24 protein-coding genes are annotated in these 26,506 nt (G+C 67.7%); 16 read left to right on the top strand and 8 right to left on the bottom strand.

Going from position 1 to position 26,506, the window contains the following annotated elements; all coding sequences use genetic code 11:
• Window positions 1-60: 60 nt before the first annotated feature.
• The 6 genes from AC3A5K_RS06840 to rph form a co-directional block, all read right to left on the bottom strand.
• A complete protein-coding gene (locus AC3A5K_RS06840; RefSeq protein WP_487616742.1) occupies window positions 61-402 on the bottom strand; it encodes a PilZ domain-containing protein in 342 nt (113 codons plus the stop codon).
• The gene (locus tag AC3A5K_RS06835; RefSeq protein WP_487616741.1) at window positions 399-2,621 is read right to left on the bottom strand and encodes a DUF1631 family protein; all 2,223 of its coding nucleotides are present in this window, start codon (window positions 2,619-2,621) and stop codon (window positions 399-401) included. Before AC3A5K_RS06835 ends, AC3A5K_RS06840 begins: the two co-directional genes overlap by 4 nt.
• A gap of 175 nt (window positions 2,622-2,796) precedes the next feature.
• Window positions 2,797-3,960: a radical SAM family heme chaperone HemW gene (hemW, locus tag AC3A5K_RS06830; protein ID WP_487617073.1), complete on the bottom strand. Its 1,164-nt coding sequence runs from the start codon at window positions 3,958-3,960 to the stop codon at window positions 2,797-2,799.
• A gap of 47 nt (window positions 3,961-4,007) precedes the next feature.
• Window positions 4,008-4,613: an RdgB/HAM1 family non-canonical purine NTP pyrophosphatase gene (rdgB, locus tag AC3A5K_RS06825; protein WP_487616740.1), complete on the bottom strand. Its 606-nt coding sequence runs from the start codon at window positions 4,611-4,613 to the stop codon at window positions 4,008-4,010.
• Window positions 4,610-5,017: a VOC family protein gene (locus AC3A5K_RS06820; protein ID WP_487616739.1), complete on the bottom strand. Its 408-nt coding sequence runs from the start codon at window positions 5,015-5,017 to the stop codon at window positions 4,610-4,612. The genes rdgB and AC3A5K_RS06820 overlap by 4 nt, the downstream gene beginning before the upstream one ends.
• Window positions 5,014-5,742, bottom strand: a complete 729-nt coding sequence (gene rph, locus AC3A5K_RS06815) for a ribonuclease PH (protein ID WP_487616738.1) — start codon at window positions 5,740-5,742, stop codon at window positions 5,014-5,016. Before rph ends, AC3A5K_RS06820 begins: the two co-directional genes overlap by 4 nt.
• Before the next feature lie 106 nt (window positions 5,743-5,848).
• Between rph and AC3A5K_RS06810 the strand changes: the two genes are divergently transcribed.
• From AC3A5K_RS06810 to AC3A5K_RS06760, 11 genes are all read left to right on the top strand, one after another.
• Complete coding sequence (locus tag AC3A5K_RS06810; RefSeq protein WP_487616737.1) at window positions 5,849-6,709, top strand: YicC/YloC family endoribonuclease; 861 nt, start codon at window positions 5,849-5,851, stop codon at window positions 6,707-6,709.
• A 121-nt stretch (window positions 6,710-6,830) separates the two neighbouring features.
• Entirely contained in the window at window positions 6,831-7,448 is a 618-nt protein-coding gene (gmk, locus tag AC3A5K_RS06805; protein ID WP_487617072.1) for a guanylate kinase, read from the top strand.
• A gap of 140 nt (window positions 7,449-7,588) precedes the next feature.
• Window positions 7,589-7,891: a DNA-directed RNA polymerase subunit omega gene (rpoZ, locus tag AC3A5K_RS06800; protein ID WP_487616736.1), complete on the top strand. Its 303-nt coding sequence runs from the start codon at window positions 7,589-7,591 to the stop codon at window positions 7,889-7,891.
• Between the two features lie 172 nt (window positions 7,892-8,063).
• Window positions 8,064-10,232: a RelA/SpoT family protein gene (locus AC3A5K_RS06795; protein WP_487616735.1), complete on the top strand. Its 2,169-nt coding sequence runs from the start codon at window positions 8,064-8,066 to the stop codon at window positions 10,230-10,232.
• A gap of 116 nt (window positions 10,233-10,348) precedes the next feature.
• Window positions 10,349-10,732, top strand: coding sequence for a RidA family protein (locus tag AC3A5K_RS06790; RefSeq protein ID WP_487616734.1), 384 nt, complete (start codon window positions 10,349-10,351; stop codon window positions 10,730-10,732).
• Between the two features lie 19 nt (window positions 10,733-10,751).
• Window positions 10,752-12,851, top strand: coding sequence for an ATP-dependent DNA helicase RecG (gene recG, locus AC3A5K_RS06785; RefSeq protein ID WP_487616733.1), 2,100 nt, complete (start codon window positions 10,752-10,754; stop codon window positions 12,849-12,851).
• 201 nt (window positions 12,852-13,052) lie between these two features.
• Complete coding sequence (locus AC3A5K_RS06780) at window positions 13,053-13,730, top strand: response regulator (protein WP_487616732.1); 678 nt, start codon at window positions 13,053-13,055, stop codon at window positions 13,728-13,730.
• A gap of 492 nt (window positions 13,731-14,222) precedes the next feature.
• On the top strand, window positions 14,223-15,161 hold the full coding sequence (locus tag AC3A5K_RS06775; RefSeq protein WP_487616731.1) for a nucleoside hydrolase: 939 nt from the start codon (window positions 14,223-14,225) through the stop codon (window positions 15,159-15,161).
• A gap of 71 nt (window positions 15,162-15,232) precedes the next feature.
• Window positions 15,233-15,484 (top strand): type B 50S ribosomal protein L31, encoded by a 252-nt coding sequence (locus tag AC3A5K_RS06770; RefSeq protein WP_487616730.1) that lies wholly within the window; start codon window positions 15,233-15,235, stop codon window positions 15,482-15,484.
• A 231-nt stretch (window positions 15,485-15,715) separates the two neighbouring features.
• Window positions 15,716-17,017, top strand: a complete 1,302-nt coding sequence (locus AC3A5K_RS06765; protein WP_487616729.1) for a citrate synthase — start codon at window positions 15,716-15,718, stop codon at window positions 17,015-17,017.
• A 286-nt stretch (window positions 17,018-17,303) separates the two neighbouring features.
• Window positions 17,304-17,720, top strand: a complete 417-nt coding sequence (locus AC3A5K_RS06760) for a hypothetical protein (RefSeq protein ID WP_487616728.1) — start codon at window positions 17,304-17,306, stop codon at window positions 17,718-17,720.
• 71 nt (window positions 17,721-17,791) lie between these two features.
• Here the strand turns inward: AC3A5K_RS06760 and AC3A5K_RS06755 are convergent, their stop codons facing one another.
• Complete coding sequence (locus tag AC3A5K_RS06755; protein WP_487616727.1) at window positions 17,792-18,433, bottom strand: hypothetical protein; 642 nt, start codon at window positions 18,431-18,433, stop codon at window positions 17,792-17,794.
• A 462-nt stretch (window positions 18,434-18,895) separates the two neighbouring features.
• On the bottom strand, window positions 18,896-21,436 hold the full coding sequence (locus AC3A5K_RS06750; protein ID WP_487616726.1) for a penicillin-binding protein 1A: 2,541 nt from the start codon (window positions 21,434-21,436) through the stop codon (window positions 18,896-18,898).
• Window positions 21,437-21,628: 192 nt separating this feature from the next.
• Here AC3A5K_RS06750 and AC3A5K_RS06745 point away from each other — a divergent pair, with 192 nt between their 5' ends.
• From AC3A5K_RS06745 to AC3A5K_RS06725, 5 genes are read left to right on the top strand one after another with little or no spacing between them, the layout of a single operon-like run.
• On the top strand, window positions 21,629-22,687 hold the full coding sequence (locus tag AC3A5K_RS06745) for a pilus assembly protein PilM (RefSeq protein WP_487616725.1): 1,059 nt from the start codon (window positions 21,629-21,631) through the stop codon (window positions 22,685-22,687).
• Window positions 22,687-23,334, top strand: coding sequence for a PilN domain-containing protein (locus AC3A5K_RS06740; protein ID WP_487616724.1), 648 nt, complete (start codon window positions 22,687-22,689; stop codon window positions 23,332-23,334). The genes AC3A5K_RS06745 and AC3A5K_RS06740 overlap by 1 nt, the downstream gene beginning before the upstream one ends.
• Window positions 23,331-24,005, top strand: a complete 675-nt coding sequence (locus AC3A5K_RS06735; RefSeq protein ID WP_487616723.1) for a type IV pilus inner membrane component PilO — start codon at window positions 23,331-23,333, stop codon at window positions 24,003-24,005. The genes AC3A5K_RS06740 and AC3A5K_RS06735 overlap by 4 nt, the downstream gene beginning before the upstream one ends.
• Before the next feature lie 19 nt (window positions 24,006-24,024).
• On the top strand, window positions 24,025-24,546 hold the full coding sequence (locus AC3A5K_RS06730) for a pilus assembly protein PilP (RefSeq protein ID WP_487617071.1): 522 nt from the start codon (window positions 24,025-24,027) through the stop codon (window positions 24,544-24,546).
• Window positions 24,547-24,560: 14 nt separating this feature from the next.
• Window positions 24,561-26,480 carry a type IV pilus secretin PilQ gene (locus AC3A5K_RS06725; protein WP_487616722.1) on the top strand — a complete coding sequence of 640 codons (1,920 nt, stop codon included), beginning with the start codon at window positions 24,561-24,563 and terminating at the stop codon, window positions 26,478-26,480.
• Window positions 26,481-26,506: the final 26 nt, after the last annotated feature.

Genomic DNA, 26,506 nt, shown 5'->3' with positions numbered 1-26,506 from the left:
CACGATCCCGGACGGCATGGATCCACCTATTCTGCCGCATGCCCTCCGCGGACGCCGGGGTCATTCGTAACGGCTGCCCGGCGCGTTGACCCAGCCGTGCAGGCGATACACCAGCGCAGGCGTGGTGGCGATGAAGCGGAAGCCCGCCCAGGTGCTGCCGGCAAGCGTCTCCTCGTCGATCCACAGCAGGTGCGCGCCGAGTTCGACCGGCTCGGAGCCGTCGGGCAGCTGGAAGCCGAACTGGTACAGCGCGTCTTCGGCCAGCGGCTCGTTCGCGATCAGCAGCATGCCGGTCTCGGACAGATTGCCGACGCGGCCGATGACGCGATCGGTCATCGTGTCGGTGACCAGGATGACGTCCGACGCCTTGCGCCGCTTGGCCCGGCGGAATTCCTGGATCATGCCGGCGCCCCCGACGGCGTGGCTTCACTGCGGCCGGCGAAGCTGCGCAATGCGCTCATCGCCGCCTGCCACGCGCGATCCACCAGGTGGCCGCGGTCTTCGGTGACCACGCGCGCGTTGCCCGAGGCCAGCAGGCGCGACACCGCATCGAGCGATTGCTCGTCGGCGCGCTGGCCGCGCTGGTTCACGAACAGCACGTGATCGGTGATCGGGCTGTACCACGACATCCTGCGGCGCACGACATCCCCCTGCTGGTTGGTGGTGAATTCGATCCACGTGCCGAACGGCAACGTGCGCAGATGCTCGTACTGCGCCTGTTCCTCCGGCGTGCGCGCCGCCAGCACCGGACGTCGCGCGCGTTCGGCATCCTCGCCCAGCCGCGTGCGCGCCTTGAGCTTCATCGCCAGTTCGGTACGCGAGGCGGTGTCGTCCTCGTCGTCGGCGCGGTGGCTGGTCAGGCGCTGGGCGATCACCGACGCTTCGTCGCCGTGGTAGCCCACCTGGCCGAGCGCGGCTTCGACATGGGCCAGCAGCGCGCCGTCCGGCGGCGTGTCCGCATGCACCGCGGCGTCGACGATCCGCCGCGTCGCCGCAAGCTGCTGCAGGAATTCGTCCGAGCGTTCGCCATGCCGCAGCAGGGTGAGCGTCAGCACGTCGGCCCAGGCCTGGTCCAGCAGTGCGCGCGAGAAGCGCGGCAGCCGCTGGTCGCCGATGATCTCGCGCATCAGCGCGTTGCCGCGCAGCTTCGCGGCCTCGAGGCGCTCCTTCCCCCGCGCGGCCTCGACATGCCGGCGCTCTTGCAGTTCCGCGGTGCGTGACTGGGCCTGGATCTGCGCTTCCACCTGGGCATTGCCCTCGGCGAACACGGCCACGTCCTGTTCGAAATTACGCACCACGTGCGCGACCGCCTGCCGCAGCACCGCCTGTACGCGCGGATCGAACGCGGCGTCGTCGTGCCAGCTGGCCGCGCTTTCCGCCACCGAGTTGAGCAGCTGCCGGGCCGGATGCCGTTTGCGGGTGAAGAAGGAATGGTCCTGCAGCGCCGCGCGCAGCAACGGGATCTGCAACTCGCGCACCAGTGCGGCGGCAGGCGCGTCGCTGCGGATCTCGTCCTCGATGTGGCCGTACAGCATGCCCAGCAGTTCGAAGGCATCCTCGTCCTGCGGCGCCAGCGTCGCGGCCTCGCCATCGCGCTGGCGCGCCTGGGCCAGCAGCGAACTACGCACTTCGGCCAGATTGCGCGAGGCCTTGCCCGGCGCGAGCGGTTGCTGCTGCAGCTGGCGCAGCGCCTGTGAGACGTCGCTGGTCTGCAGCTGCGGCCGGTTCGAGCGGGTCTCGGTGCCGGGCTTGAACTTGCGCAGCAGTTCGCGGCGTCCGGACATCAGCTGCTGCAGGGTGCGGTACGCGGCCTCGTGGTCTTCGTCGTCCGGTTCCGCCGTCGTCGGCGCGCTGGCGGCCCACGCGGTGTAGGGGCGCTGCGGATCGGGCGGGGCGGTCGGGCGCGGTGCCGGCTCGGCCTTGCGTCGTTCCATCGCAGCCGCATCGTCAGACGCAGTCGCACTCGCACGCACGCGCATCGGCACGAACGTCAACGCAGGCAGGATGCCGGCTTCGGCCAGTTGCGCGTCCAGGCGTTCGAGGATGCGCGCGTAGCCGGACATCACCTCGCGATCGAAGATGCGGTACAGCAGCAGGCGCGCGTCGTGTTCGATCTCCAGCGTGCGCGCCGCGCTCGCCAGTGCGCGGCACAGGCATTGGGGGCCGAGCGGCAGACGGTCCGAATCGAAGGCCGGCGCGCCGGCCAGCACGCCGAAGCGCTGGCCGAGCAGATGCAGCGACAGGTTGGCCCGGCCCTCCTGCCGCGATGCGATCTCGCGCAGCACGGTGCCTTCGTCCATCACCGCATCGTCGACCAGGCTCAGCGCACCGAAGCCGACAGACGACGGCGCGTCTTCGGCATGCTGTCGCGCCGGCGCAGGTGCCGCAGTGCGGATACCGGCCAGCGAGGCTTCAAGCGCGAGCACGAACCGCGGCACGAGGTCGGCGCGGTTGACGCGGAAGTTGCGCAGCGTGCCCATGTGCCCGGATTCCACACCTGGATTGCGCGCCTGGTCGGCCAGTCGAAACAGTTCCTGTTCGAACTCGAACAGCAGCGCGTTGAGGCTCTGGTCGAGTTCTTCGGAGACCATGGCGAGCGCGCGTTCCAGCGTTCGGCGCACGCGCGGCGGAAGCCCGGAAGCGGCCAGCGATCGGGGAGAAGACGCAGTGGAATGGACGGACATACCTGTCGCAGGATGGGGCGCTCGTCACACTCTTATCACGACGCCGAAGCGGCGACCAGCGTTTGTCGCAGGGCAGCCTCGTGCTGCAATGCGGCATGTCGCAGGTGCCTGCTCAGTCCTCCAGGAACAGCGCGACGACGTCGTTGGTGAACTGGCGTCCGCGCAGCGTCGGCACGACACGCTCGTCCTTGACCTGCAGCCAGCCGGACGCGACCGCGAGGTCCAGTTGCGACGCGATGGCCGCGCGCGGCAGGCCCGTGCAGGCTTCGAAACCGGCCAGCGTGAAGCCGTCGACCAGGCGCAATGCGTTGAGCATGTACTCGAACGGGCGACGCGCCGGTTCGATGCGCTCATCCCCGCCGATGCCGGCCTGTGTGCCGGCGCCTGCCAGCCACGCAATGGGATGCTTGGATTTCCAGCGGCGCAGGATGCTCTGCTCGCTGCCCAGCGTGAGCTTGCCGTGCGCGCCGGCGCCGATGCCGAGGTAGTCGCCGAAGCGCCAGTAATTGAGGTTGTGTGCGCACTGTCGTCCGGTGCGCGCGTACGCGGACACTTCGTACTGCGCATAGCCGGCGTCGGCCAGCAGCGCCTGGCAGCGCTCCTGCATGTCCCAGGCGAGATCGTCGTCCGGGATGCCGGTCGGCGGCCGAGCGGCGAACACGGTGTTGGGCTCCAGCGTGAGCTGGTAATGCGAGATGTGCGTCGGCGCGAGATCGATCGCGCGCATCACGTCGGCCTCGGCCATCGCCAGCGTCTGGTCGGGCAGGGCGTACATCAGATCGAGATTGAAATTGTCGAAGCCGGCATTGCGTGCCAACTCGACGGCTGCAGCTGCCTGCGCGCTGTCGTGGATGCGGCCGAGCTTCTTGAGCGTGGCGTCGTCGAAGGTCTGGATGCCGAAGCTGATCCGGTTCACGCCGGCGCGCCGGTAATCCTCGAAACGGCCGTGCTCGGCAGTGCCGGGATTGGTCTCCAGCGTGATCTCCGCCTCGGGCGCGAAACGCAGCCGAGAGGATGCGCCCTGCAGGATGCGTTCGATCGCATCGGCGGGAAACAGACTCGGCGTGCCGCCACCGAAGAACACGCTGTGCACGGTGCGGCCCCAGACCAGCGGCAGGTCCTGGTCGAGATCGGCGAGCAGGGCATCGACGTAGGCGTCAAACGGTGGCGTGCCGCCCCTGAACTCGTGCGAGTTGAAATCGCAGTACGGGCATTTGCGCACGCACCAGGGCAGGTGCACGTACAGCGAGAGCGGCGGCGGAATCAGCATCGACATCAAGGTCAGGGCGGCGGGCGGCATGCGCAAGTGCGCGCGGCGATCGCTCAGGCCAGCAGGCCGGACGACGTCAGCCGGTCGCGCAGCGCCTGCAGCGCCAATGCGCGGTGGCTGATGCGGTTCTTGTGTTCCGGCGGCATCTCGGCCGCGGTCAGACCGTGTGCGGGATCGAGAAACACCGGGTTGTAGCCGAAGCCGTTGTGGCCGCGCGGCGCATCGAGGATGCGGCCTTCCCAGCTGCCTTCGGCGATCAGCGGTTGCGGATCGTCGGCGTGGCGCAGCAGCACGATCACCGCGTAGAAGCGGGCGGCGCGCTGCGCTTCGGGCAGGCCATCGAGTGCCTGCAGCAGCTTGGCGTTGTTGGCGGCATCGTCGGTCGGGCTACCGGCGTAGCGCGCGCTGTAAAGACCGGGCGCGCCATCGAGCGCATCGACGATCAGGCCCGAGTCATCAGCCAGTGCCGGCAGGCCGGTGACCTGTGAGGCATGCCGCGCCTTGATCAACGCGTTCTCGACGAAGGTGGTGCCGGTCTCGGGCACGTCATCCACGCCGAGCTCGCGCTGCGGCAGAACCGTCAGCGGCAGGTCGGCCAACATCGCGCGCAGTTCGACGAGCTTGCCGGCGTTGCCGCTGGCCAGGACGAGGGTCTTCATGCGGCAGGCTCCAGCAGGTCCCATTTGTTGCCGTACAGATCGACGAACACCGCGACGGTGCCGTAGGGCTCCACGCGCGGCGTTTCGAGAAAGGTCACGCCTGCCGCGGTCATCGCCGCATGGTCGCGCGTGAAATCATCGGTGTAGAGGAAGTGGTCGACCCGGCCGCCGGTCTGGTTGCCGATGCGCGCGCGCTGCGCATCATCGGCAGGCTGCGCCAGCAGCAGCGAGGCATCGTTCGCAGTGCCGGGACCGATCTGCACCCAGCGCTTGCCGTCGCCGAGCGCGCGATCCTCGAACACCCGGAAGCCCAGCGCATGCGTGTACCACGCGATGGCCGCGTCGTAGTCGGCCACCAGCAGCGTGGTCAATGCGATGCGCCGCTTCGCGCGGTGCGGTGTCATCCGGCGAGGGTTTCGCGCTGCAGGGCGACGAGCTGGGCGACGCCGGTTTCGGCCAGCTGCATCATCGCGTCCATCTCGGTGCGGCGGAACGCGTGGCCTTCGGCGGTGCCCTGGACTTCGATGAAGCCGCCGCCGTCGTTCATCACGACATTCATGTCGGTGTCGCAGTCGCTGTCCTCGGCGTAGTCGAGATCCAGCACCGGTACGCCGCGATAGATCCCGACCGAGACGGCCGCGATCGCGCCGTGCACAGGATCGCGGGTGATCTCGCGACGACCGCGCAGCACACCGATTGCATCGACCAGCGCGATGTAGGCGCCGGTGATCGCAGCGGTGCGGGTGCCGCCGTCGGCCTGCAGCACGTCGCAGTCGAGCGTGATCGTGCGCTCGCCGAGTGCCTTGCGATCCACGCAGGCACGCAGGCTGCGGCCGATCAGGCGCTGGATTTCCAGCGTGCGGCCGCCCTGCTTGCCGCGCGAGGCTTCGCGATCGTTCCGGGTATTGGTGGCGCGCGGCAGCATGCCGTACTCGGCTGTCACCCAGCCCTCGCCCTTGCCGCGCAGGAAGCCCGGCACGCGGTTCTCCACGCTGGCCGTGCACAGCACGCGAGTGTCGCCGAAGCTCACCAGCACCGAACCCTCGGCATGGCGCGTGAAGCCGCGCTCGAAGCGCACGGCGCGCAGCTGATCGGCAGCGCGGCCGCTGGGACGGGTGAAGTCGGACATGGGGAGCCTGCAGGGGGAAAGCGGACATGGATTCTAGCAGCGGCGCCGGAACCGCCCCGGCGGGCGGTGGCATACTCGTCCGCCGTTTTCCGCAGTGAACTTGCCGATGATCCGCAGCATGACCGCCTTCGCTTCAGGCGAGCGCAGCACCGAGTGGGGCACGCTGGCCTGCGAACTGCGCGCGGTGAACCACCGCTTCCTCGAACTCGGCACGCGGATGCCCGAAGAGATGCGTGCGGCCGAACCGGCACTGCGCGAGCGCATCGCGTCGAAGGTCTCGCGTGGCAAGGTCGATCTGGGCCTGCGTCTGCGCAGCGCCGAGGGCGGCGGCGAACTGCAGCTCAACCAGGCGCTGCTGAGCCAGCTGCAGCATCTGGCCAGCGATCTGCGCGGCGGATTTCCGGAGCTGCGCGCCAGCCTGACCGAGTTGCTGCAGTTCCCCGGCGTGCTGCAGTCGCGCGGTGTCGATCCGGCGGCGCTGCAGGTCGAAGTGCTGGCACTGCTCGACACCGTGCTCGAAGACTTCATCGCCGCGCGCGAGCGCGAGGGCGGCAAGCTGGTCGCCGCGATCCTCGAGCGCGTCGACGGCATCGCCGCGATCGCCGCCGAGATCCGTGTGCTGATGCCGCAGATCGGCGAGGCCCAGCGCGCCAAGCTGCAGGCGCGGCTCGATGATCTGCCGCACCCGGTCGAGCCTGGCCGCATGGAGCAGGAACTGGTGATGTGGCTGCAGAAGCTCGACGTGGACGAGGAACTCGATCGCCTCGACAGCCACGTCGTCGAGATCCGCCGCGTGCTGAGCCAGCGCGAGCCGCAGGGGCGTCGTCTCGATTTCCTGCTGCAGGAATTCAACCGCGAGGCGAATACGCTGGGCTCCAAATCGGTCGACCGCCGCAGCTCGCAGGCGGCGATCGAACTGAAAGTGCTGATCGACCAGATCCGCGAGCAGGTTCAGAACATCGAGTGATCCTGCGCGGCCCGGCCGGCTTCCGGCGCATGCCCGCGTAAAAGCGGTACGATGCGCGGCCTTTCGAGCGCTGGAGACGGGCGTGACCCCCGAATCCCACCCTGCCGCGGACGCGCCGCCGATGCGCGGCACGCTGTTCATCGTCGCCGCGCCGTCGGGCGCCGGAAAATCCAGCATCGTCAACGCCTGTCTGGCGCGCGATCCGGACATCGCCCTGTCGATCTCGTTCACCTCGCGCCTCGCGCGTCCGGGTGAGCGGCATGCCGAGCACTACCACTTCGTCGGCAAGGACGTGTTCCAGCAGATGATCGACGCCGGCGATTTCTTCGAGTACGCGCAGGTGCATGGCGACTGGAAGGGCACCGCGCGCCAGTCGGTGGAACCGCAGCTCGCCGCCGGCAAGGACGTGCTGCTGGAGATCGACTGGCAGGGCGCGCGCCAGGTGCGCGACAAGGTGCCCGAGGCCGTGAGCGTCTTCATCCTGCCGCCGTCGCGCGAAGCGCTCGACCAGCGCATGCGCAAGCGCGGCCAGGACAGCGAAGCGGTGATGGCCCAGCGCCTCGCCGCCGCGCAGGAAGAGATGTCGCATTACGACGAGTTCGACTTCGTCGTGGTCAACGAGGATTTCGACACCGCCGTGGCCGAGATGTGCGCGATCTTCCGCGCCAGCCGGCTGCGCCGAGAGCGCCAGGCCGAGCGGCATGCCACGCTGATCGGTCGCCTGCTGTCCGGGGCCTGAGGGCCGGTCCTGGATGACAGCCGGGATTCCGGCAAGTGATTGATTTTCCGGGCCAGTGCTTGCACCGCTGCGAGCGCGGCCGTACCATGTGCGACCCCTTTTCCTGATTCGCGCGGCTGTAGCGGCCGCCGGGAGCCCGTATGGCCCGCATCACCGTAGAAGATTGCCTGGACGTCGTCGACAACCGCTTCGAGCTGGTCATGATGGCCGCCAAGCGCGCGCGTCAGCTGGCCAACGGCGTCGAGTCGCAGCTCGACAACAGCGAGAACGACGACAAGCCGACCGTGCTGGCGCTGCGCGAGATCGCCGCGCGCCGCATCGACCAGCCGTTCATCGACGCCGTCGACAAGTCCGAGCGCGAGCGCAAGGAACGCGAAGCCCTCGAGTGGGCCGCGGCCGAGGTCGTCGCCGACGAGGACATGGCCAAGGGCGACGACCTGTAAGCGTCCCCGGCGACGGTGTCTCCGTCGCCCCGTGTCACACCGCGGCCCCGCCATCGTGCGGGGCCGTTGCGTTGAGGGCGGCGTGGTTCGGTATCGGTCGGAAATGGCACACCCCGCGTGCCGACAACGCGACGTGGTTCCCAAATGTCGAGCATGCCCGTAGGCTTCGCGGATGACGCCAGCGCATCCCGCCAGCCTCCTGGAGCCCCACGTGCCCGGCGACGAGGCGCTGCCCGACTACGTGCGCGAGTTCGAGCGCAGCACGCTCTATCTGCCGGCCGACCAGCGCGCTCAGTTGCGCCGCGCCTGGGCCGTCGGCGCGGCCGCGCACGCCGGCCAGAGCCGCAAGTCGGGCGAGCCCTACATCACCCATCCGGTCGCCGTGGCCGGCGTGCTCGCCGAGCAGAAGGTCGATGTCGAAACGCTGGTCGCGGCGATCCTGCACGACACGCTCGAGGACACGCCGCTCACCCGCGATGAACTGGCCGAGGCGTTCGGCGAGGCCGTGGCCGAACTGGTCGAGGGCGTCACCAAGCTCGACAAGCTCAACTTCAACACCCGCCAGGAAGCCGACGCCGAAAGCCTGCGCAAGATGATGCTGGCGATGGCGCGCGACCTGCGCGTGATCCTGATCAAGCTGGCCGATCGCCTGCACAACATGCGCACCCTGGGCGCGCAGCCGGGACCGTCGCGCGAACGCATCGCGCGCGAGACGCTCGAGGTCTACGCACCCATCGCCCAGCGCCTGGGCATGAACAAGATCAAGGCCGAGCTGCAGGATCTGGGCTTCCATGCGCTGCACCCGATCCGCCACACCGTGCTCGAGAAGCGCATCAGCAACCAGCCGCTGGTGCGGCGCGAGGCGCTGGCCAGCATCGAGGCGCAGCTCGCGCAGCGTCTGACCAGTGCCGGCCTGCAGTACCGGCTGGTCGGCCGGGTGAAGTCGCCCTGGAGCATCTACAACAAGATGCAGGGCGAGGGGAAAACCTTCACCCAGGTGATGGACGTTTTCGGCTATCGCATCATCGTCGGCACCGCGGCCGACTGTTATCACGCGCTCGGCGTCGCGCATGCGGTGTTCAAGCCGCTGGACGGCCGCTTCCGCGACTTCATCGCGATCCCGAAGGCGAACGGCTACCAGTCGCTGCACACGGTGCTGTTCGGCCCCTACGGCGCGCCGATCGAGGTGCAGATCCGTACCGAGGAAATGGACCTGATCGCCGAACGCGGCATCGCCGCGCACTGGGCCTACAAGCACGGCGGCGACGGCCCGAACAGCGCGCAGTCGCGCGCGCATTCGTGGATCGCCGGCCTGCTGGAATCGCAGCGCGCCACCGGTTCGTCGCTGGAATTCCTCGAAAACGTCAAGGTCGACCTGTTTCCGGACGAGGTCTACCTGTTCACCCCCAAGGGCGACATCATGTCGCTGCCGCGCAATTCCACCGCGCTGGATTTCGCGTACTCGGTGCACACCGATGTCGGCAACCAGGCGGTGGCCGCGCGTGTCGATGGCAAGCTGGTGCCGCTGCGCACGATGCTGGCCAGCGGCCAGCGGGTGGAGATCGTCACCGCGAAATCCTCGGCGCCGCGGCCGCAGTGGCTGGAGTTCGTCGTCACCGGCAAGGCGCGCACCGCGATCCGCGCGCAGCTCAAGCACCTGCAACACGAAGACGCGGTGCAGCTGGGGCATCGCATGCTCGACCGCGCGTTGGAGCTGCTGGGCACTTCGCTCGACCGGCTGCCGCAGTCGCGCCTGGATGCGTATCTGGCCGAGGCGCGCTATCCGCGGCTCGAGGCCCTGATGGCCGACATCGCGCTGGGCAACTGGATGCCGGCGCAGGTGGCGCTGGCGCTGGCGCCGCAGGAAGGCGCGCAGGCGAAGGGGCAGGCGGCGCGTCCCGGCGAGACCATCCGCATCCGCGGCGACGAGCGCGGCGTCATCACGTTCGCCAACTGCTGCACGCCGATTCCGGGCGACGACATCATGGGCTACCACACCACCGGGCGCGGCATCGTCGTGCACCGCATGGATTGCCCGAACGTTGCCGAGTTCCGCAAGTCGCCCGAGCGCTGGGTGGCGATCGACTGGGATCGCGATGTCGTCGGCGACTACAACGTCGCATTGCGCATCGAGGTGGAGAACCACCCGGGCGTGCTGGCGCAGGTTGCTGCGGCAATCGCGCGCGCACATTCCAACATCGACGGCGTGGATTACCTGGAGCGCGACAGCACCGTCGCCGCGATCCGTTTCTCGATCGAGGTCAAGGGCCGCAAGCACCTGGCCGACGTGATCCGCAAGACGCGTCGTCTGCCGGTCGTGCACGGCGTCCAGCGCATGTGAGGCCGGCGGTGCGGCCGTGCCGCGCCGTCTCCGCGTCGGGTTTTCCGTCGCCACAGGGCCAGCGCCGATGCGCGCCGCTAGAATGGGCGGACTCGATGTCCAACCGGAGTTTCCGCATGCCCCGCACGCCCATCAGCACCCAGGACGCGCCCGCCGCGATCGGTCCGTATTCGCAGGCCGTGCGTGCCGGCGGCACCGTGTATTTCTCCGGCCAGATTCCGCTGGATCCCGCGACCGGTGCGCTGGTCGAAGGCGACATCACCGCGCAGGCGCGCCGCGCGTTCGACAACCTCAAGGCCGTCGCGGAAGCCGCCGGCGGCAGCCTGGCCGACATCGTGCGGGTGGGTCTGTACGTCACCGATCTGGGCGAGTTCGGCCAGGTCAATGCGGTGATGGCCGAGTATTTCGACGCGCCGTATCCCGCGCGCTCGACGATCGAAGTGCCGGCGCTGCCCAAGGGCGCGCGCTTCGAAGTCGACGCGGTGATGGTGCTCGACTGATCGCGCAGCCGCGACCGTCGTGAACCGGCCCGCGCCCGCGCTGGCGGCCGCCGGTCACGCGCCGGTCTCGACCCTGCCCGGCGTGGGGCCGAAGGTCGCGGAGAAACTCGCCGCGCGTGGTCTGTCGACCGTCGGCGATCTCTGGCTGCATCTGCCGCGCCAGTACGAAGACCGCACGCGGGTCGTGCCGATCCGCGCACTGCGCGGCGGCATGCCGGCCCAGATCGAGGGCACGGTCGATGCGGTCGACCGCGGCTTCCGGCGCAGGCCGATGCTGCGGGTCGCGATTTCGGACGACTCCGGCGCGTCGCTGGTCCTGCGGTTCTTCCATTTCCGCGCGGCCCAGGTGGCCCAGTTCGCGGTCGGTGCGCGCGTCTGCTGTTACGGCACGCCGCGGCCGGGGCAGCACGGTCTGGAAATCGTGCATCCGAGCTACCGGTTCGTCGACGAGGCCGACGACACGGTGCTCGGCGATGCGCTCGACCCGGTCTATCCGACGATCGACGGCGTGGGTCCCGTCGTCCTGCGGCGCATGATCGGCCATGCGCTGGACCGGCTGCCCGCGGGCGACGCACTGGAACTCATTCCGCACGCGCTGCTGGCCGGACTCGGCCTGCCGACCCTGCGCGATGCGCTGTCCACCGTGCATCGGCCGCCTTCGGATGCGGATCTCGCCGCCTTGCTCGACGGTCGTCATCCGGCGCAGCGCCGGCTGGCGCTCGAGGAAATGCTGGCCCACCACTTGAGCCTGCGTCGTCAGCGCATCGCCCTGCAGGCTTTCCGCGCGCCCGTGCTCCGCCCAGGCCGGTTGGCGGCTGCCCTCGAGAGCGCATTGCCGTTCGCGTTGACCGGTGCCCAGCAGCGTGTGTACCGCGAAATCGTCGGCGATCTCGCGCGGCCGCATCCCATGCTCCGGCTGGTGCAGGGGGATGTCGGGAGCGGCAAGACCGTCGTTGCGGCGCTCGCTGCACTGGCGGCGATCGACGGCGGGCGACAGGCCGCGCTGATGGCGCCGACCGAACTGCTCGCCGAGCAGCACGTGCGCAATCTGTCGACCTGGCTGGCGCCGCTGGGCGTGCGCGTGGCATGGCTGGCCGGCAAGGTGACCGGGCGCGCACGCGCCGCGGTGTCGGCCGAGATCGCATCCGGCGATGCGCAGCTGGTCATCGGCACACACGCGCTGATGCAGCAGGCGGTCGCGTTCCATGACCTCGCGCTCGCGATCATCGACGAGCAGCACCGCTTCGGCGTGCACCAGCGTCTGGCCTTGCGCGACAAGGGCGCGCAGGGCGACAGCGTGCCCCATCAGCTGGTGATGACCGCGACCCCGATCCCGCGCACGCTGGCGATGGCGGCCTACGCCGATCTCGACGTCTCTGCAATCGACGAACTGCCGCCGGGCCGCACACCGATCCGCACGGTGGTGCTGAGCGCGGAGCGCAGGCCGGAACTGATCGAGCGGATCCGCGCCGCCTGCGCGGACGGCCGGCAGGCGTACTGGGTGTGCACCCTGATCGACGATTCGGACGAGGTCGTGGCCCAGGCCGCGCAGACCACGTTCGAGCAGCTGTCGGCGGCCCTGCCGGAACTGCGGATCGGCCTCGTGCACGGCCGAATGCGGCCGGCAGAAAAGCAGGCGGCGATGTCCGCGTTCAATGCGGGCGCCTGCGACCTGCTGGTGGCCACCACGGTCATCGAAGTGGGCGTCGACGTGCCCAATGCCTCGCTGATGGTGATCGAAAACGCCGAGCGCCTCGGGCTGGCGCAGCTGCACCAGCTGCGCGGGCGTGTCGGACGCGGCAGCGCCGCCTCGAGCTGCGTGCTGCTGTACCAGGCGCCGCTGTCGCGGATGGCCCGCGAACGGCTGGACACGATGCGCGCCACCACCGACGGCTTCGTGATCGCGGAAAAGGATCTCGAGCTGCGCGGGCCCGGTGAGCTGCTCGGCACGCGGCAGACGGGCCTGGTCGAGTTCCGTCTGGCGGATCTGACACGCGACGCCGATCTGCTGCCGCTGATCCAGGATCTCGGCGAATCGCTGGTCCGTGACCATCCGGCTCGGGCGGATGAAATCGTGCATCGCTGGATCGGCAGTGCGTCACGTTTTGCAGCAGCGTAGCGCAGCGGGAAAAACTGCACGGAAAGGTGAGGTTGTCGTGAATATCTCACCTATCATTCACGTCCAGAGCTTTAACTAGGCGGCCGCCTTCCAAGCGGTCGAGAGGCTCCAGCGGCAGGTATCGGGACGGATGAGGAGCATCCGGCGCCTGCCGAGAGTCACAAACGCAGTGTCGATTGATTCCACGGAGGAGTTATGGGCATGGCAACACGTGTGTTCATCGCCGACGATCATCCGTTCGTGGTGGCCGGTATCCGCGCCGAGATCGCACGGCTGGATACGGGGTTGGAAGTGGCCGGCGAGGCCGCGAACGCGCCGGAGATGTTCAGCCTGCTGGGGCAGTCGTATCCCGGCGACATTCTGGTGACCGATTACGCGATGCGCGGCCCCAGCCGGGGCGCCTGCGACGGGCTGACGATGCTGGCGCGGGTCCGCCGGCTGTATCCCGATCTTCGCGTGATCGTCCTGACCGACATCGCGAACCCCACGGTGCTTTCGACCATCGTCGGCGCCGGCGTGCGCGGGCTGGTCGACAAGACATCGCCGCGGCACGAACTGGTGAGCGCAATCCGCAAGGTCGCATCGGGACGGCTGCATTTCTGCCGCACGATGCGGGTGGCCCTCGACGGGATGGGCGAGCGTCACGAAGCGGGCGCGCGGATCTCGCCCCGCGAAGCGGAAGTGGTGCGGCTGTTCGCGGACGGCATGACGGTCAGCGAAATCGCGGCGCGCCTGTCGCGCAGCGTCAAGACGATCAGCCGCCAGAAGAACGACGCGATGCACAAGCTCGGCCTGCACAACAACGCCCAGCTCTACGTGTATGCGCGGGAGAGCGGGTTGACCGCGCCCGGCAGTGCCCCGTCCGGTGATGCCCTTTGACGTGACTGGCCTGAACGAGTGCCCGCGCAAAGTGGGCACGGATCCTGGGGGTCTTCTGTCGTCATGCCTGCCCGACGGCATACCTCTGCATCGGGCTTCTGAGCGAAGTCTTGTCTTCACTGTTTAAGAGTCACCGCCACGACATCCGCGTGCCTTGAGGCGAAATGATGCGTGGCGTCCCGACGCCAGCATCGAGAGGCGGGGAAGGAGGTCACCGGATAACGTGGCGTTTCTGGTCGGCGCGACCTGTGCAGGCAGTCGTCCAGGCGTCCGGGATGCTCCGTCCATGCGCGGTCGATGCGAACGCGTGAGGGATGGCGACGCGGCTTCGCGATACCGACGGGTTGTCGCGGCATATGTACCGATATCGCGTCGCTCGCTTGTGACCGGGTCCCGGGTGTCCGGGACCACAGGCATGCGGGACGATTCCGACGCCGCCTGCGGCGCATGGGCAACGGTCGCGTCGTTGGCGCCGCAACGCCATAATGCGGAATGACCGACAAGATCCCGCTGTTGATCGACACCGATCCGGGTGTCGACGATGCACTCGCGCTGCTGCTGGCATTCGCGGATACCCGTCACGATATCGTGGGCCTCACCATTGCCGCGGGCAATGTGGGGCTGGCACATACCACCTCGAACGCGCTCAAGCTGTGCGAAGTGGTCGGGCGCGACGATGTGCCCGTCTATCGCGGCAGCGAGGCGCCGCTGCTGCACGCGGCGCCCGACGCCGCCTACGTGCACGGCAATGACGGTTTCGGTGACATTGGCTACGCACCCGCTGCGCGTGCGCCGGAAGACGAGCATGCAGTGCAGGCCATCCTGCGGCTGTCGCACGAATATGCGGGCCGACTGTCGCTGATCGCGCTGGGACCGCTGACCAACATCGCGCTGGCGCTGAAGCTCGACCCGACGCTGCCGACGCGCGTCGCGCGCTTCGTGACCATGGCGGGCGCGGTGACCGGCCACGGCAACATCACCCCGGCCGCCGAGTTCAATGTCTATTTCGATCCCGAGGCCGCCCGGATCGTGTTCGAGGCGTTCCCGCGCTTCGATTTGTCCGACTGGGAAGCCACGGTGGCGCACGGCCTGCCGCACGACGAGGTGCTCGGGTGGATGCAGCAGGGCGGTGCGCGGGCGCAGTTCTATGAAGCTATTTCGCGCAAGACGCGCGAATGGTCCGCCGACCGGCGCGGCGACGACTGGCATTCGGCGGATGCGCTGGCGATGGCGTGGATGCTCTCGCCGGAGGATGCGGTCGAGGTGGTGGAGCGCCCCGTCGAGGTCGTCATCGACCAGGGGCCGGCGCGAGGCGCCACGCTGGTGGACTGGCAGCGTCAGCTGGGCCGCCCGGACAACGCACGCATGCTGATGCGTTTCGATCGCGCCCGTTTCCATGCGCTCGTCAAGCACGCGCTGCAGACGGGGTGAAAACGCAGCTTGCACCCCGGCACTTTGCGCGCTAAAATGCCGCTCTTCCCTTGCGCAACCTGGTGCCCGCCATGAAGGCCGACATCCATCCCGAATACCGTGAAGTCGTCTTTCAGGACGTCACGTCCGATGGCTTCAAGTTCCTGACCCGCTCGACCCTCGCCGCGACTGCGAAGGAAAAGATCCAGTGGGAAGACGGCAACGAATACCCGCTGATCAAGATCGAAGTGTCGTCCGCGACGCACCCGTTCTATACGGGCCAGAACAAGATCATGGACATCAGCGGTCGCGTCGACAAGTTCCGCAAGCGTTACGCGAAGTAATCCGCGCAACGTGTGCAGGGCGGCCGCCTCAGGGCGGCCGTTTGCGTTTCGATCTTCCGTCCGTCCGTTGCGCCGTCACCCGGTGCGGCGGGCATGGCCGTGTTCGACTTTCGTGCAATGCGCGCGAGCGGCGGGGCCCGGAGGCCTATGCGATAATTGACGCGTTGCGGCATTCACGCCGCGCCCGCCAGGCCGGATGCAGTGACGTCCGGAGAAATGAGGAGCTCCAGAGTGTCTGAATCCAATTCCAAGCTCGATCAGGTCACGCTCGACGCCGCCGGCAAGACGGTGACGCTGCCCGTTCTGCACGGCACGCTCGGCAATCCCTGTATCGACATCTCGAAGCTGCCCAAAGAAACCGGTTGCTTCACCTACGACTCCGGCTTCACCGCTACCGCCAGCTGCAAGTCCGCGATCACCTACATCGACGGCGACGAGGGCGTGCTGCTGTATCGCGGCTACCCGATCGACCAGCTGGCCGAGAAGTCGAGCTTCCTGGAAGTCGCGTATCTGCTGCAGGCCGGCGAGCTGCCGACGGCTGACGAATTCGCGAAGTTCGAGCACGAAGTCACGCATCACACGATGATGCACGAGTCGCTGAAGAGCTTCCTGCAGGGCTTCCGCCACGATGCGCATCCGATGGCGATGCTCGCCGCGTCGGTCGCCTCGATGTCGGCGTTCTATCACGACACGCTGGACCTGCAGGATCCCGAGCAGCGCCGCCTCGCCGCGATCCGCCTGATCGCCAAGGTGCCGACGCTCGCCGCGGCCGCGTACCGCTACTCGGTCGGCCAGCCGATCCGCTACCCGCGCAACAGTCTGGGTTACGTCGACCGCTTCCTGCACATGATGTTCGAAGTGCCGAGCGAGCCGCTGGAGCTCAACCCGGTCGTCGCCAAGGCGATGGACCTGCTCTTCATCCTGCACGCCGACCACGAGCAGAATGCGTCGACCTCGACCGTGCGTCTGGTCGGTTCGACCGGTGCGAATCCGTACGCGTCGGTTGCCGCGGGTATCACCGCGCTGTGGGGCCCCGCGCATGGCGGCGCCAACGAGGCCGTGCTCAAGCAGCTGGCCGAGATCGGTACTGCGGACAACGTCGAGAAGGCGATCCTGCGCGCCAAGGACAAGAACGACCCGTTCCGTCTGATGGGCTTCGGCCACCGCGTCTACAAGAACTTCGATCCGCGCGCCAAGATCATCCGCGAGATGACCCACAAGGTGCTCGGCGAGCTGGGTATCAACGATCCGTTGCTCGAGGTCGCGATGAAGCTCGAAGAGGCGGCGCTGAAGGACGATTACTTCGTGGAGCGCAAGCTCTATCCGAACGTCGACTTCTACAGCGGCATCATCTACAAGGCGCTCAACATCCCGACCGAGATGTTCACCGTCATGTTCGCCATCGGCCGCACCGCCGGCTGGGTCGCGCACTGGCTGGAGCAGCAGGTGGATCCGGAAGCCAAGATCGGCCGTCCGCGCCAGATCTACACCGGGCACGGCGTCCGCGACTACGTGGCTGACGACAAGCGCTGAGCCGCGATCGCGCGCGATGCGCGCGGGATCTGGCTCTGCAGACAGAGGCGGCCTTCGGGTCGCCTTTGTCGTTTTTGGCATGGGTGCGTCGGGGCGCGGAATACCTACGCCACGCGCCACGGTTCTCCGGCTGCCCCGTCACGACCGGTTCGCCAGACTGCATCCGGGGCGCGATTCAGCCTCGTCGACAGGGTCGACGGACCGGCGATCGCGGAATCAGGACACCATTGCAGGGAATGCCAGGATGACCAGAAAGTGGATGTGGGCTGCTGCTCTCACGTGCGGCATGACGCTCGCCGGCGCGCAGGCCGTCGCCCAGGAAATGTCGTTCCGCAGCGGCGTGATCACCGCGATTACGCCGATGCAGGTCGAAGCCGCAGCGGGGCAGCAGCAGGCGCCATCGCGCACCGGAGGTGCGATCGGACGCGCGCTGGGGCGTGCGGCCGGTCGCGCCGCTGCACGAGTCACCGGCGATTACTCGTACGAGACCTATGAAATCGCCAACAGCACCGCGCAGGATCTGGCCGGCACCGTGGCGGCCGCGCCTGCGGGCGTGCGCACCATCACCGCTTACATGGTGATGCTGAAGTTCGACGATGGGAACGAGTCGGCGATCCGTGCCGCCAGCGCCGACAGCCTACGGGTGGGCGCCCGCGCCCGTGTGTTCGGCACAGGATCGAACGCCCAGATCGTCGCGGAATAATGCAGGAGCGCCCTCTGGCGGATGGCCCGACGTCATGCGGATGGCGTGACCCAGCGCTTGCGCGCAGCAGGTCAGCCGGTCGGGCGCGCGCCGTGCTCGAGCGTGATCAGGGCCTCGAGCTGGCTGCGCGAGGCGCGCCGCATCGGGCGCTCGTCGATGTTCGACAGCGGCGCCTGTCGCAGGCAGGCGAGCGGCAGCACGGTCAGGTCGAACGTCAGCGACTCGGCGGCGAACACCCAGACGTCCAGATCCGCAACGCGCTGCCGGTCCAGGCGTAGACGCCGCACCCTGGCTTCACCGGGAATGCCGTGCTCGTCGAGAAACCTGGCCACGGACTCCGGCGAGTCCGCATGCAGGTGCAACGCCACCGGCGCATGGGCGTCGGCCGTACCTTCCAGCACCGGCCCCACCAGCCTCGGGCTGAAGTCACGGAAGAACGCCATGGCCCGTAACGCGGCCTCGCGCCGGCTGCGCAGGTCATCGACGTGCTGCGGCCCATTGAACAGCCGCTGGTGTTCCTTCAGCGCTTCCTCGATTTCGCGGTTCCGGGGCAGCGAGGCATCGTCATGGATGCCGAGACGGCTCGCGGCCTTGAGCTTCGCCTGGTGGAAATCGCGAATGCCGCCTTCGACCATCAGGCGGGCTGCCTCGCGCGCGAGGCGATACCGGCGCTCACGGGTCTGGGTCTCAGCGTGCTGGCGTGCCCGGTGCATGCGCGTCCCCTGTCGATCACCTGCAGGGACTCTAACCTGCGTCCAGCGGCACTCCAATCCGTGCGCCGATCGCTGCGGGCCTTCCAGTCAGCTGCTGCAGGGACGTGTGACGCCCCGGGCCGATCACCGGCGCGGGACGGATCATCTGCAGGCTTCGGAGGCCGCGTGCTGACGGCTGAGATACTTCCGGCTGTCCCGGTCGTTGTGATGCGGTGCTGTCCACGCAGGGGCAGATCGCGCACGTCGCAGGATCAAACAGCGAGAATGCGAGTGGTTTGGGGCGTCGTACTCGATGCTGGCGACGTCACGCAGCGGCGGCACTGACGCCAAGGCTGCCGTCGACCTCCGCAAGCCCTGTCGCAACGGAGGGCGGACTCCATCAGATGCCTCCGGGCGCATCTTCCATCGGTCGATCACGGCCGCGCGCCGAGGCGCGGCCCATCACATCTGTCGAAGCAGCGATCAGAAGATGTCGAACGCTTCCTCGGCGGGCACATCGTCGATCCGCAGATCGATTTCCGACTCCATGCGATCCAGATCTTCGGCCTTGACGTACTCGATGATGCCGCCCTCCGCGGCCGTCGGCAGCAGGCGCCCGCCGGCGGTGACCGCCACGCGGACCATGCCTTCCGGCGGCTCGTTCGTCGCTTCCGGCACGCCGTCGAGTGCGACCCGCATGAAGTCGATCCAGATCGGCAGCGCGGCGCGTCCGCCATATTCGCGAAAGCCGAGCGAGCGGTTGTCGTCGCGGCCGACCCAGACCGATGTCGCCAGATTGCCGCCGAAACCGGAGAACCAGGCGTCGCGATGCTCATTGGTCGAGCCGGTCTTGCCGCCCACGTCCTGGCGTTCCAGCACGCGCGCGGCCGTGCCGGTGCCGCGACGGACGACATCGCGCATCATCGAGATCATCTGGTAGGCGACGCGCTCATCGATCGCACGCGGCGCCATGACCGGCGCGGCGCCGTCGGCGCGCGGCTCGGGCGCCGGTGCCGGCGTCTCGGGGGCCTCTGTCACGGTGCGCTCGACCGCGGCGGGACCGAAGTTGAAACCGTCCACCACGTGCGAAGGCGCGGACGACTGGCCCGGTGCGCCGCCCGTTCCGCAGCCGCGGCAGGCCTGCGGCGCGTTCTCCTTGAAGATCACCGCGCCCTCGCGGTCCTTGACCTCGTCGATGAACCACGGCGTGACCCGGAATCCGCCATTGGCGAATACCGCGTAGCCGCGGGTGACATCGAGCGGGGTGAGCGACGGCGTGCCCAGTGCGATCGACAGGTTGGGCGGCAGCTGGGATTCCTCGAAACCGAAATGGCTGATGTAACGGCGCGCGTAGTCCACGCCGATCGCATCGAGCAGGCGCACCGCGACCAGGTTGCGCGACTGGACCAGGGCTTCGCGCAGGCGCATCGGGCCGACGAACTTGCCGTCGGAGTTCTGCGGGCGCCAATCCTGGCCGTGGCGCATCCGGAACAGCACCGGCGCGTCGAGCACGATCGAGGCCGGGTTGAAGCCCTTCTCGAATGCGGCCGCGAACACGAACGGCTTGAAGCTCGAGCCCGGCTGCCGACGCGACTGCGTGGCGCGATTGAAGTTGCTGCCGGCGAAACTGAAGCCGCCGATCAGCGCGCGCACCGCGCCGTTGTCGGGTTCCATCGACACCAGCGTCGCCTGCGCGCGCGGCAGCTGGTCGAGCTGCCAGGTCACGGTGGGCGGCGGCGCGTCTACCGGGTTGGCGTCGGCTGCGACCTTCGCGGCCGTTTCGATGCGGCGCACGCGGGTCAGGTCGCCGCGGCCCAGAAGTGCTGCCGGCGAGCGCCCGGTCCAGCGGCTGCTGGCGGCGTCGAGCGTCACCGTGGAGCCGTCCGCCAGCACCACGTCGGCGGTGCCGTCGCCGCTGCGCACGACGATCGCGGGCAACAGGCCGCCCTGAGGCGGAGTGCCACGCAGGCGGCGCGCGGTGGTCGCGGCGTCCTCGTCGGCTGCCAGCTCGTAGGTCTCGTCGGGCTTCACCCAGCCATGGCGGCGGTCGTAGGTGGACAGGCCGCTGCGGATCGCCAGTTCCGCGGCTGCCTGCATCGTCGGGTCGATCGTCGTGGTGACGTGGTAACCGCGCGTCAGCACGTCGCCGCCGTAACGGGCGACCATCTCCAGCCGCACCATCTCGGCGACATAGGGCGCGAAGACCTCGATCGGGCGCTCGTGCGGCGTGGCGTGCATCTCCACGGCGCGCGCCGCGGCGGCCTCCTGCGCGCTGATGAAGCCCAGTTCCTGCATGCGCGCGAGCACATAGACGTCGCGGCGTTCCTTGGCGCGCTCGGGATTGCTGAGCGGGTTGCCGCTGGACGGAAACTTCGGAATCGCCGCCAGCGACGCCATCTCATCGAGATCGAGCGCGTCCAGGGACTTGCCGTAATAGAACTCGGCCGCAGCCGCCACACCGTAAGCGCGATTGCCGAAGAAGCTCTTGTTGAGGTAGAGCTCGAAGATCTCGTCCTTCGTCAGGTTCTGCTCCATTTTGCGCGCGAGCAGCATCTCCGCGAACTTGCGCGTGAAGCTGTACTCCGAACTCAGGAAGAACTGGCGCGCCACCTGCTGGGTGATCGTCGAGCCGCCCGGCACGCGGCGGTCGTTGGTCGTCGCCAGCAACCACAGCGCGCGTGCAACGCCGCGGTAGTCGATGCCGCCGTGTTCGTAGAAGCGCGCGTCCTCGGTCGCGAGGAACGCCTGCTTGAGGCGGTCCGGCACGTCCTCGATCTGGACCGGATACCGGCGGGTCTCGCCGAACAACGCGATCAGACGTCCGTCCTTGGCGTAGACGTACATCGGCTCCTGCATCTCGATGTCGCGCAGCGCTTCGACATCCGGCAGGCGCGAGGCCACGGCCGTATAGAGGATGCCGGCGGCGACGGCGCCCAGGACGCCGAGCGTCAACACCAGGATGAGGGTCCAGCGCAGGAAGCGGCGGAACCGGGATGGGCGGGTCGGCGTGGGCTCGGGTCTCATGGCGGCGGAGTATAGGCGAGGGGCGCCTCCGCAGCCCGGGCAGCCGTTTCAGAGGGTCGAAAAAGGCGCCATTCGGGGGCGTATCGGACAGCCGCCGATGTTCACTGGCTGTTGCTATCGTCTTAAAAGTCCGTTATCTAATGCGCCGGGACACGAGGTGCGGCTAAGCGCCCGTGGCAAAGGGGATATTCCGTGGGGCTCATCACAAAAAGCCAGGTGCCGCTCATCGGCGTCGATATCAGCTCGACCGCGGTCAAGCTGTTGCAGCTCTCTCGACAGGGCAATCGATATCGCGTGGAACACTACGCGGTCGAGCCGCTGCCGCCGAATGCGGTGGTCGAGAAGAACATCGTCGAGGTCGAAGCGGTCGGCGAAGCGATCCGCCGCGCGGTCACGCGTTCGGGGACCAAGGCCAAGCACGCGGCGGCTGCCGTGGCGGGGTCGGCGGTCATCACCAAGACCATACCGATGCCGGCCGACCTCGACGAGGACGACATGGAATCGCAGGTCGAACTGGAAGCGGTCAACTACATTCCGTACCCGATCGAGGAAGTGAACCTCGATTTCGAGGTGCTGGGCGCGATGCCCGGCAACACCGAGATGGTGCAGGTGCAGCTGGCCGCATCGCGGTCGGAGAACGTGGAACTGCGCGCATCGGCGCTGGAACTCGGCGGCTTGACCGCCCGGGTGGTGGATGTCGAGGCGTTCGCGGTCGAAAACGCGTTCAGCATGATCGCCAGCACGTTGAGCATGCCGTCCGACGGCGTGGTCGCGCTGGTCGATGTCGGCGCGACGATGACTACGCTCAACGTGCTGCGCAACGGGCGCAGCCTGTATTCGCGTGAACAGGTCTTCGGTGGCAAGCAGCTGACCGACGAGGTCATGCGGCGCTACGGCCTGAGCTACGAGGAAGCCGGTCTGGCCAAGCGTCAGGGCGGCCTGCCGGAAAGCTACGAGGTCGAGGTGCTGGAGCCGTTCAAGGAAGCGATGGTCCAGCAGGTCAGTCGTCTGCTGCAGTTCTTCTACGCGGGCAGCGACTTCAACCGGGTCGACCAGATCGTTCTCGCGGGTGGCTGCGCGTCCATCCCCGGCGTCTCCGACATGGTCGAAGAGCAGCTGGGCGTGCAGACGGTCCTGGCCAATCCGCTGGCCCAGATGACGCTCGGTCCGCGCGTCCAGGCCCATGCCCTGGCCCAGGACGCACCGGCGTTGATGATCGCGTGCGGCCTCGCGCTGAGGAGCTTCGACTGATGGCAAAGATCAACCTCCTCCCTTGGCGCGCCGAGCGGCGCAAGCAGCGCCAGAAGGAATTCGGAATCATGGTGGGCATCGCCGCAGTGGCGGGCGTCGCGCTGTGGTTCCTGGTCAACTCGTACTACAACGCGCAGATCGAAGGCCAGGGCGAGCGCAACGCGTTCCTGCAGCAGCAGATCGTCGAGCTGGACCGCGAGATCACCGAGATCGATGCACTGGACCGCCAGCGTGCACGCCTGCTGGCCCGCAAGGCCGTCATCGAGCAGTTGCAGGGCAACCGTTCGCAGATGGTCCACCTGTTCGACCAGCTGGTGCGCACCATCCCCGATGGCGTGCTGCTGACCTCGCTCAAGCAGGAAGGCCAGCGCCTCACGCTCGAAGGACGCTCGCAGTCGAACGCCCGGGTAAGTACCTACATGCGTTCGCTGGATGCGTCGGGGTGGATGTCCAGCCCGCAGCTGTCGGTGATCGAAGCACGTGACGGTGTGCCGGGCCTGCCGTATGCGTTCACCCTGAACGTGCAGCTCTCCACGCCAGCCGCCAAGGAAGCCGAGGCCACCGGCGAAGTCGATCCGACCGCGCCCGTCGAAGGCGAAGCGCCCGCCGAAACGCCGGCACCTGCCGCCGAAGGAGCCGCCTCGTGAGCAAGAAGAAGATGTCCCTGCGCGAGCTGGACTTCAACAACACCGGTGCATGGCCGCAGGAATTCAAGATCGGGGCCTGCATCCTGGTCACGGTGCTGATCTTCGGCCTGCTCTGGTACACGATCACGCGCGACAAGGGCGATGAGCTCAAGAGGCTCGAATCCCAGGAATCGACGCTGCGCAAGGACTTCGAGGACAAGCAGGGCAAGGCCTCGAACCTCGAACCCCTGAAGCAGCAGCTGGCGCAGATGGAGCAGCAGCTCCAGCAGATGCTCCGGCAGCTGCCGAGCAAGACGGAGATGCCCGACCTCATCGTGGACATCTCGCAGACCGCGATCGCCACTGGCATCCAGAACGATCTGTTCAAGCCGGGCGAGGAAGCGCCGCGTGAGTTCTATGCCGAGCAGCCGATCGCCCTGCGCATGGTGGGCAGCTATCACCAGTTCGGCGCCTTCGTCAGTGGCGTGGCGTCGCTGCCGCGCGTCGTGATCATGACGATGCACGACATTTCCTTGAAGCCGCGTGGTTCCGGTGATGGCCTTGCCGGCATCGGACCCAATTCGAGCCTGGAACTGTCGGGTACGGTGAAGACCTACCGCTATCTGGACGAAGAAGAAACCGCCGCTCAGGCGGAGACTGAAGATGCTCAAACCACCGGGGGGGCGAACTGAGATGCCGACGCATACAGGCATGAAGCGCAGCCTCGTGATGGCCGCGATCGCGCTGGCTCTGGTGGGCTGCGGACGTGGCGTCACCAGCACGCCGGGCGAAGCCCCGAACCTCGAACAGTGGGTGGACGAAGTCAGGCAGCGCCCTGCACCGCCGCTCGATCCGCTGCCGGTGATGCAGCAGTTCGAGACGTTCGAATATTCCGCGCAAACGATCCGTGACCCCTTCAGCAACGCGTTCACCGATGCCGACAGCGGCAGCGGCCCGCGGCCCGAGGCCAACCGGCGCAAGGAAATCACCGAGCAGTTCCCGCTCGACAGCATGGCGATGGTCGGCACGATCGGCGCCGGGGGGCGCATCGTCGGCCTGGTACTGGCACCCGACAAGGTGACCTACCGGATCGCGCCGGGGAACTACCTGGGACAGAACGATGGCCGGGTGACCTCGGTCAATGAGAATCGCATCGAGCTGGTCGAGCTCGTGCCCGATGGCGCCGGCGGATGGCTGGAACGTCCGGCATCGCTCGCGCTGAACGAAAAATGATGAGGGGAAGCAAGATGACCGTGAGCAAAGCGGGGAGCCTTCGGGCTGGCCGGACGTCTCCGATGCGTGCCGGTGCGCTCGGTCTCGCCATTGGATTGGTGGCAGCACTGAGTGGTGCGCAGGCTGCGCAGCCCGGGGCGGCGGCGACACCGCTGCCGATGCTGCAGGCAGCCGCGGCTGCGCAGAGTGCATCGCCGGTGACCGTGACCGACCTGGACTTCAAGCGTGGGGACGGGGGATCGGGCAAGTTGATCCTGCGGTTCGACGGTGACGGCGCTGCGCCCGACCTGCGGACCCAGGACGGCAGCGTGGTCATCAACCTCGCGGGGGCGACGTTGCCGGCATCGCTGCAGCGTCCGTTGAACGTCACCGACTTCGCGACGCCGGTGCAGCGCATCGACGCCCGCCAGGACGGGACGGGCAGTCAGGTGGTCCTGACCGCGCGTGGCGAGTTCGAGCCGATGGCGTACCAGAGCGGTCGCGACTACATCGTCGAGATCGCACCGCGTACGGCCGCACGGGCCGTGGGGTCGGCGGGTCTCGCGGCGACGATGGGGCAGACCGGCGCGGCAGTGGCTTCGGACGTGCGCGCCTACAGCGGCGCACCGGTGACCTTCAACTTCCAGGACGTGCCGGTGCGCACCGTGCTGCAGCTGATCGCCGACGAGTCGAACCTCAACATCGTCGCCAGCGACAGCGTCGTCGGCAACGTGACCCTGCGTCTGCAGAACGTGCCGTGGGACCAGGCCCTGGATATCGTGTTGCAGGCCAAGTCACTCGACAAGCGCCGCAGCGGCAATGTGGTCTGGGTGGCGCCGCAGAGCGAAATCTCCGCGTTCGAGCAGGCGCGTGAAGATGCGCGCCTCGCGATCGAAGAGCGGGCCGTGATGACGACGGAATACATTCCGATCAGCTACGGCAATGCCGAGGACATCGCGAAGCTGCTGACCGACGAAAGCAAGACGAGCAGCGGTGGCGGCGGTGGCAGCAGCGTCTCGCAGAATCGCGGCTTCCTGTCGTCGCGCGGCAGCCTGAGCTTCGATCGTCGTACCAACACGTTGCTGGTGATCGACATCCCGCAGCGCGTGGGTGAGATCAAGCGTCTGGTGAGCATGCTCGACAAGCCGGTGGACCAGGTCGTCATCGAAGCGCGCATCGTCATCGCCAACGAATCGTTTGCGCGCGACCTCGGCGCACGCTTCGGACTGTCCGCGGCCAAAGACAGGTTCGTCACCTCGGGCAGCATCAATTCGAACTCCGAGTACATCAATTCGGTGGTCGAGGGCAATCCGACCTGGCCGGGCAACGAGGATGGTCGAGGCCGGTTGAACACCGACTTCAACATCGACAGCCTGAATCCCGGTGCGATTGCGTTCACCATCCTGGGCAATACGATCAACTGGGAGCTCGAGCTGCAGGCGCTGCAGCAGGAACAGCGCGGCGAAGTGATTTCGAACCCGCGTATCGTCACCAGCAACCAGCGTGAAGCCACGATCAGCCAGGGTCAGGAGATCGGTTATCTGACGGTGACCGGCGGCCAGAGCAACAGCGTCCCGACCGTCGAGTTCAAGGACGTGCTGCTGGAGCTGAAGGTCACGCCGACGATCACCGCCGATGGCCGCGTCTTCCTGGCGATGGATATCAAGAAAGATGAAGTGACCGGCCAGACCAGCTATCCGGGTATCGGTTCGGTGCCGCTGATCAGCAAGCGCAACGTTACTACGGCTGTCCTGATCGACGACGGCCAGACGGTCGCGATCGGCGGCGTCTATGAGTTCGCGGACCGTGCTTCGCTGTCCAAGGTGCCGTTCCTGGGCGATCTGCCGATCCTCGGCAATCTGTTCAAGACGCGCAGCCGCAGCAAGGAAAAGGCGGAACTGCTGATCTTCGTGACCCCCAAGGTCATGCGCGTGGCGCAACGGCCTGCAGGCTGAGATTCGCTGCATTGCATTCGGAAACG

This window comes from Luteimonas sp. Soil_C_5 (assembly GCF_057656615.1).
The sequence above is the reverse complement of the archived record's forward strand: the minus strand, read 5'-3'. Positions and strand labels throughout refer to the sequence as shown.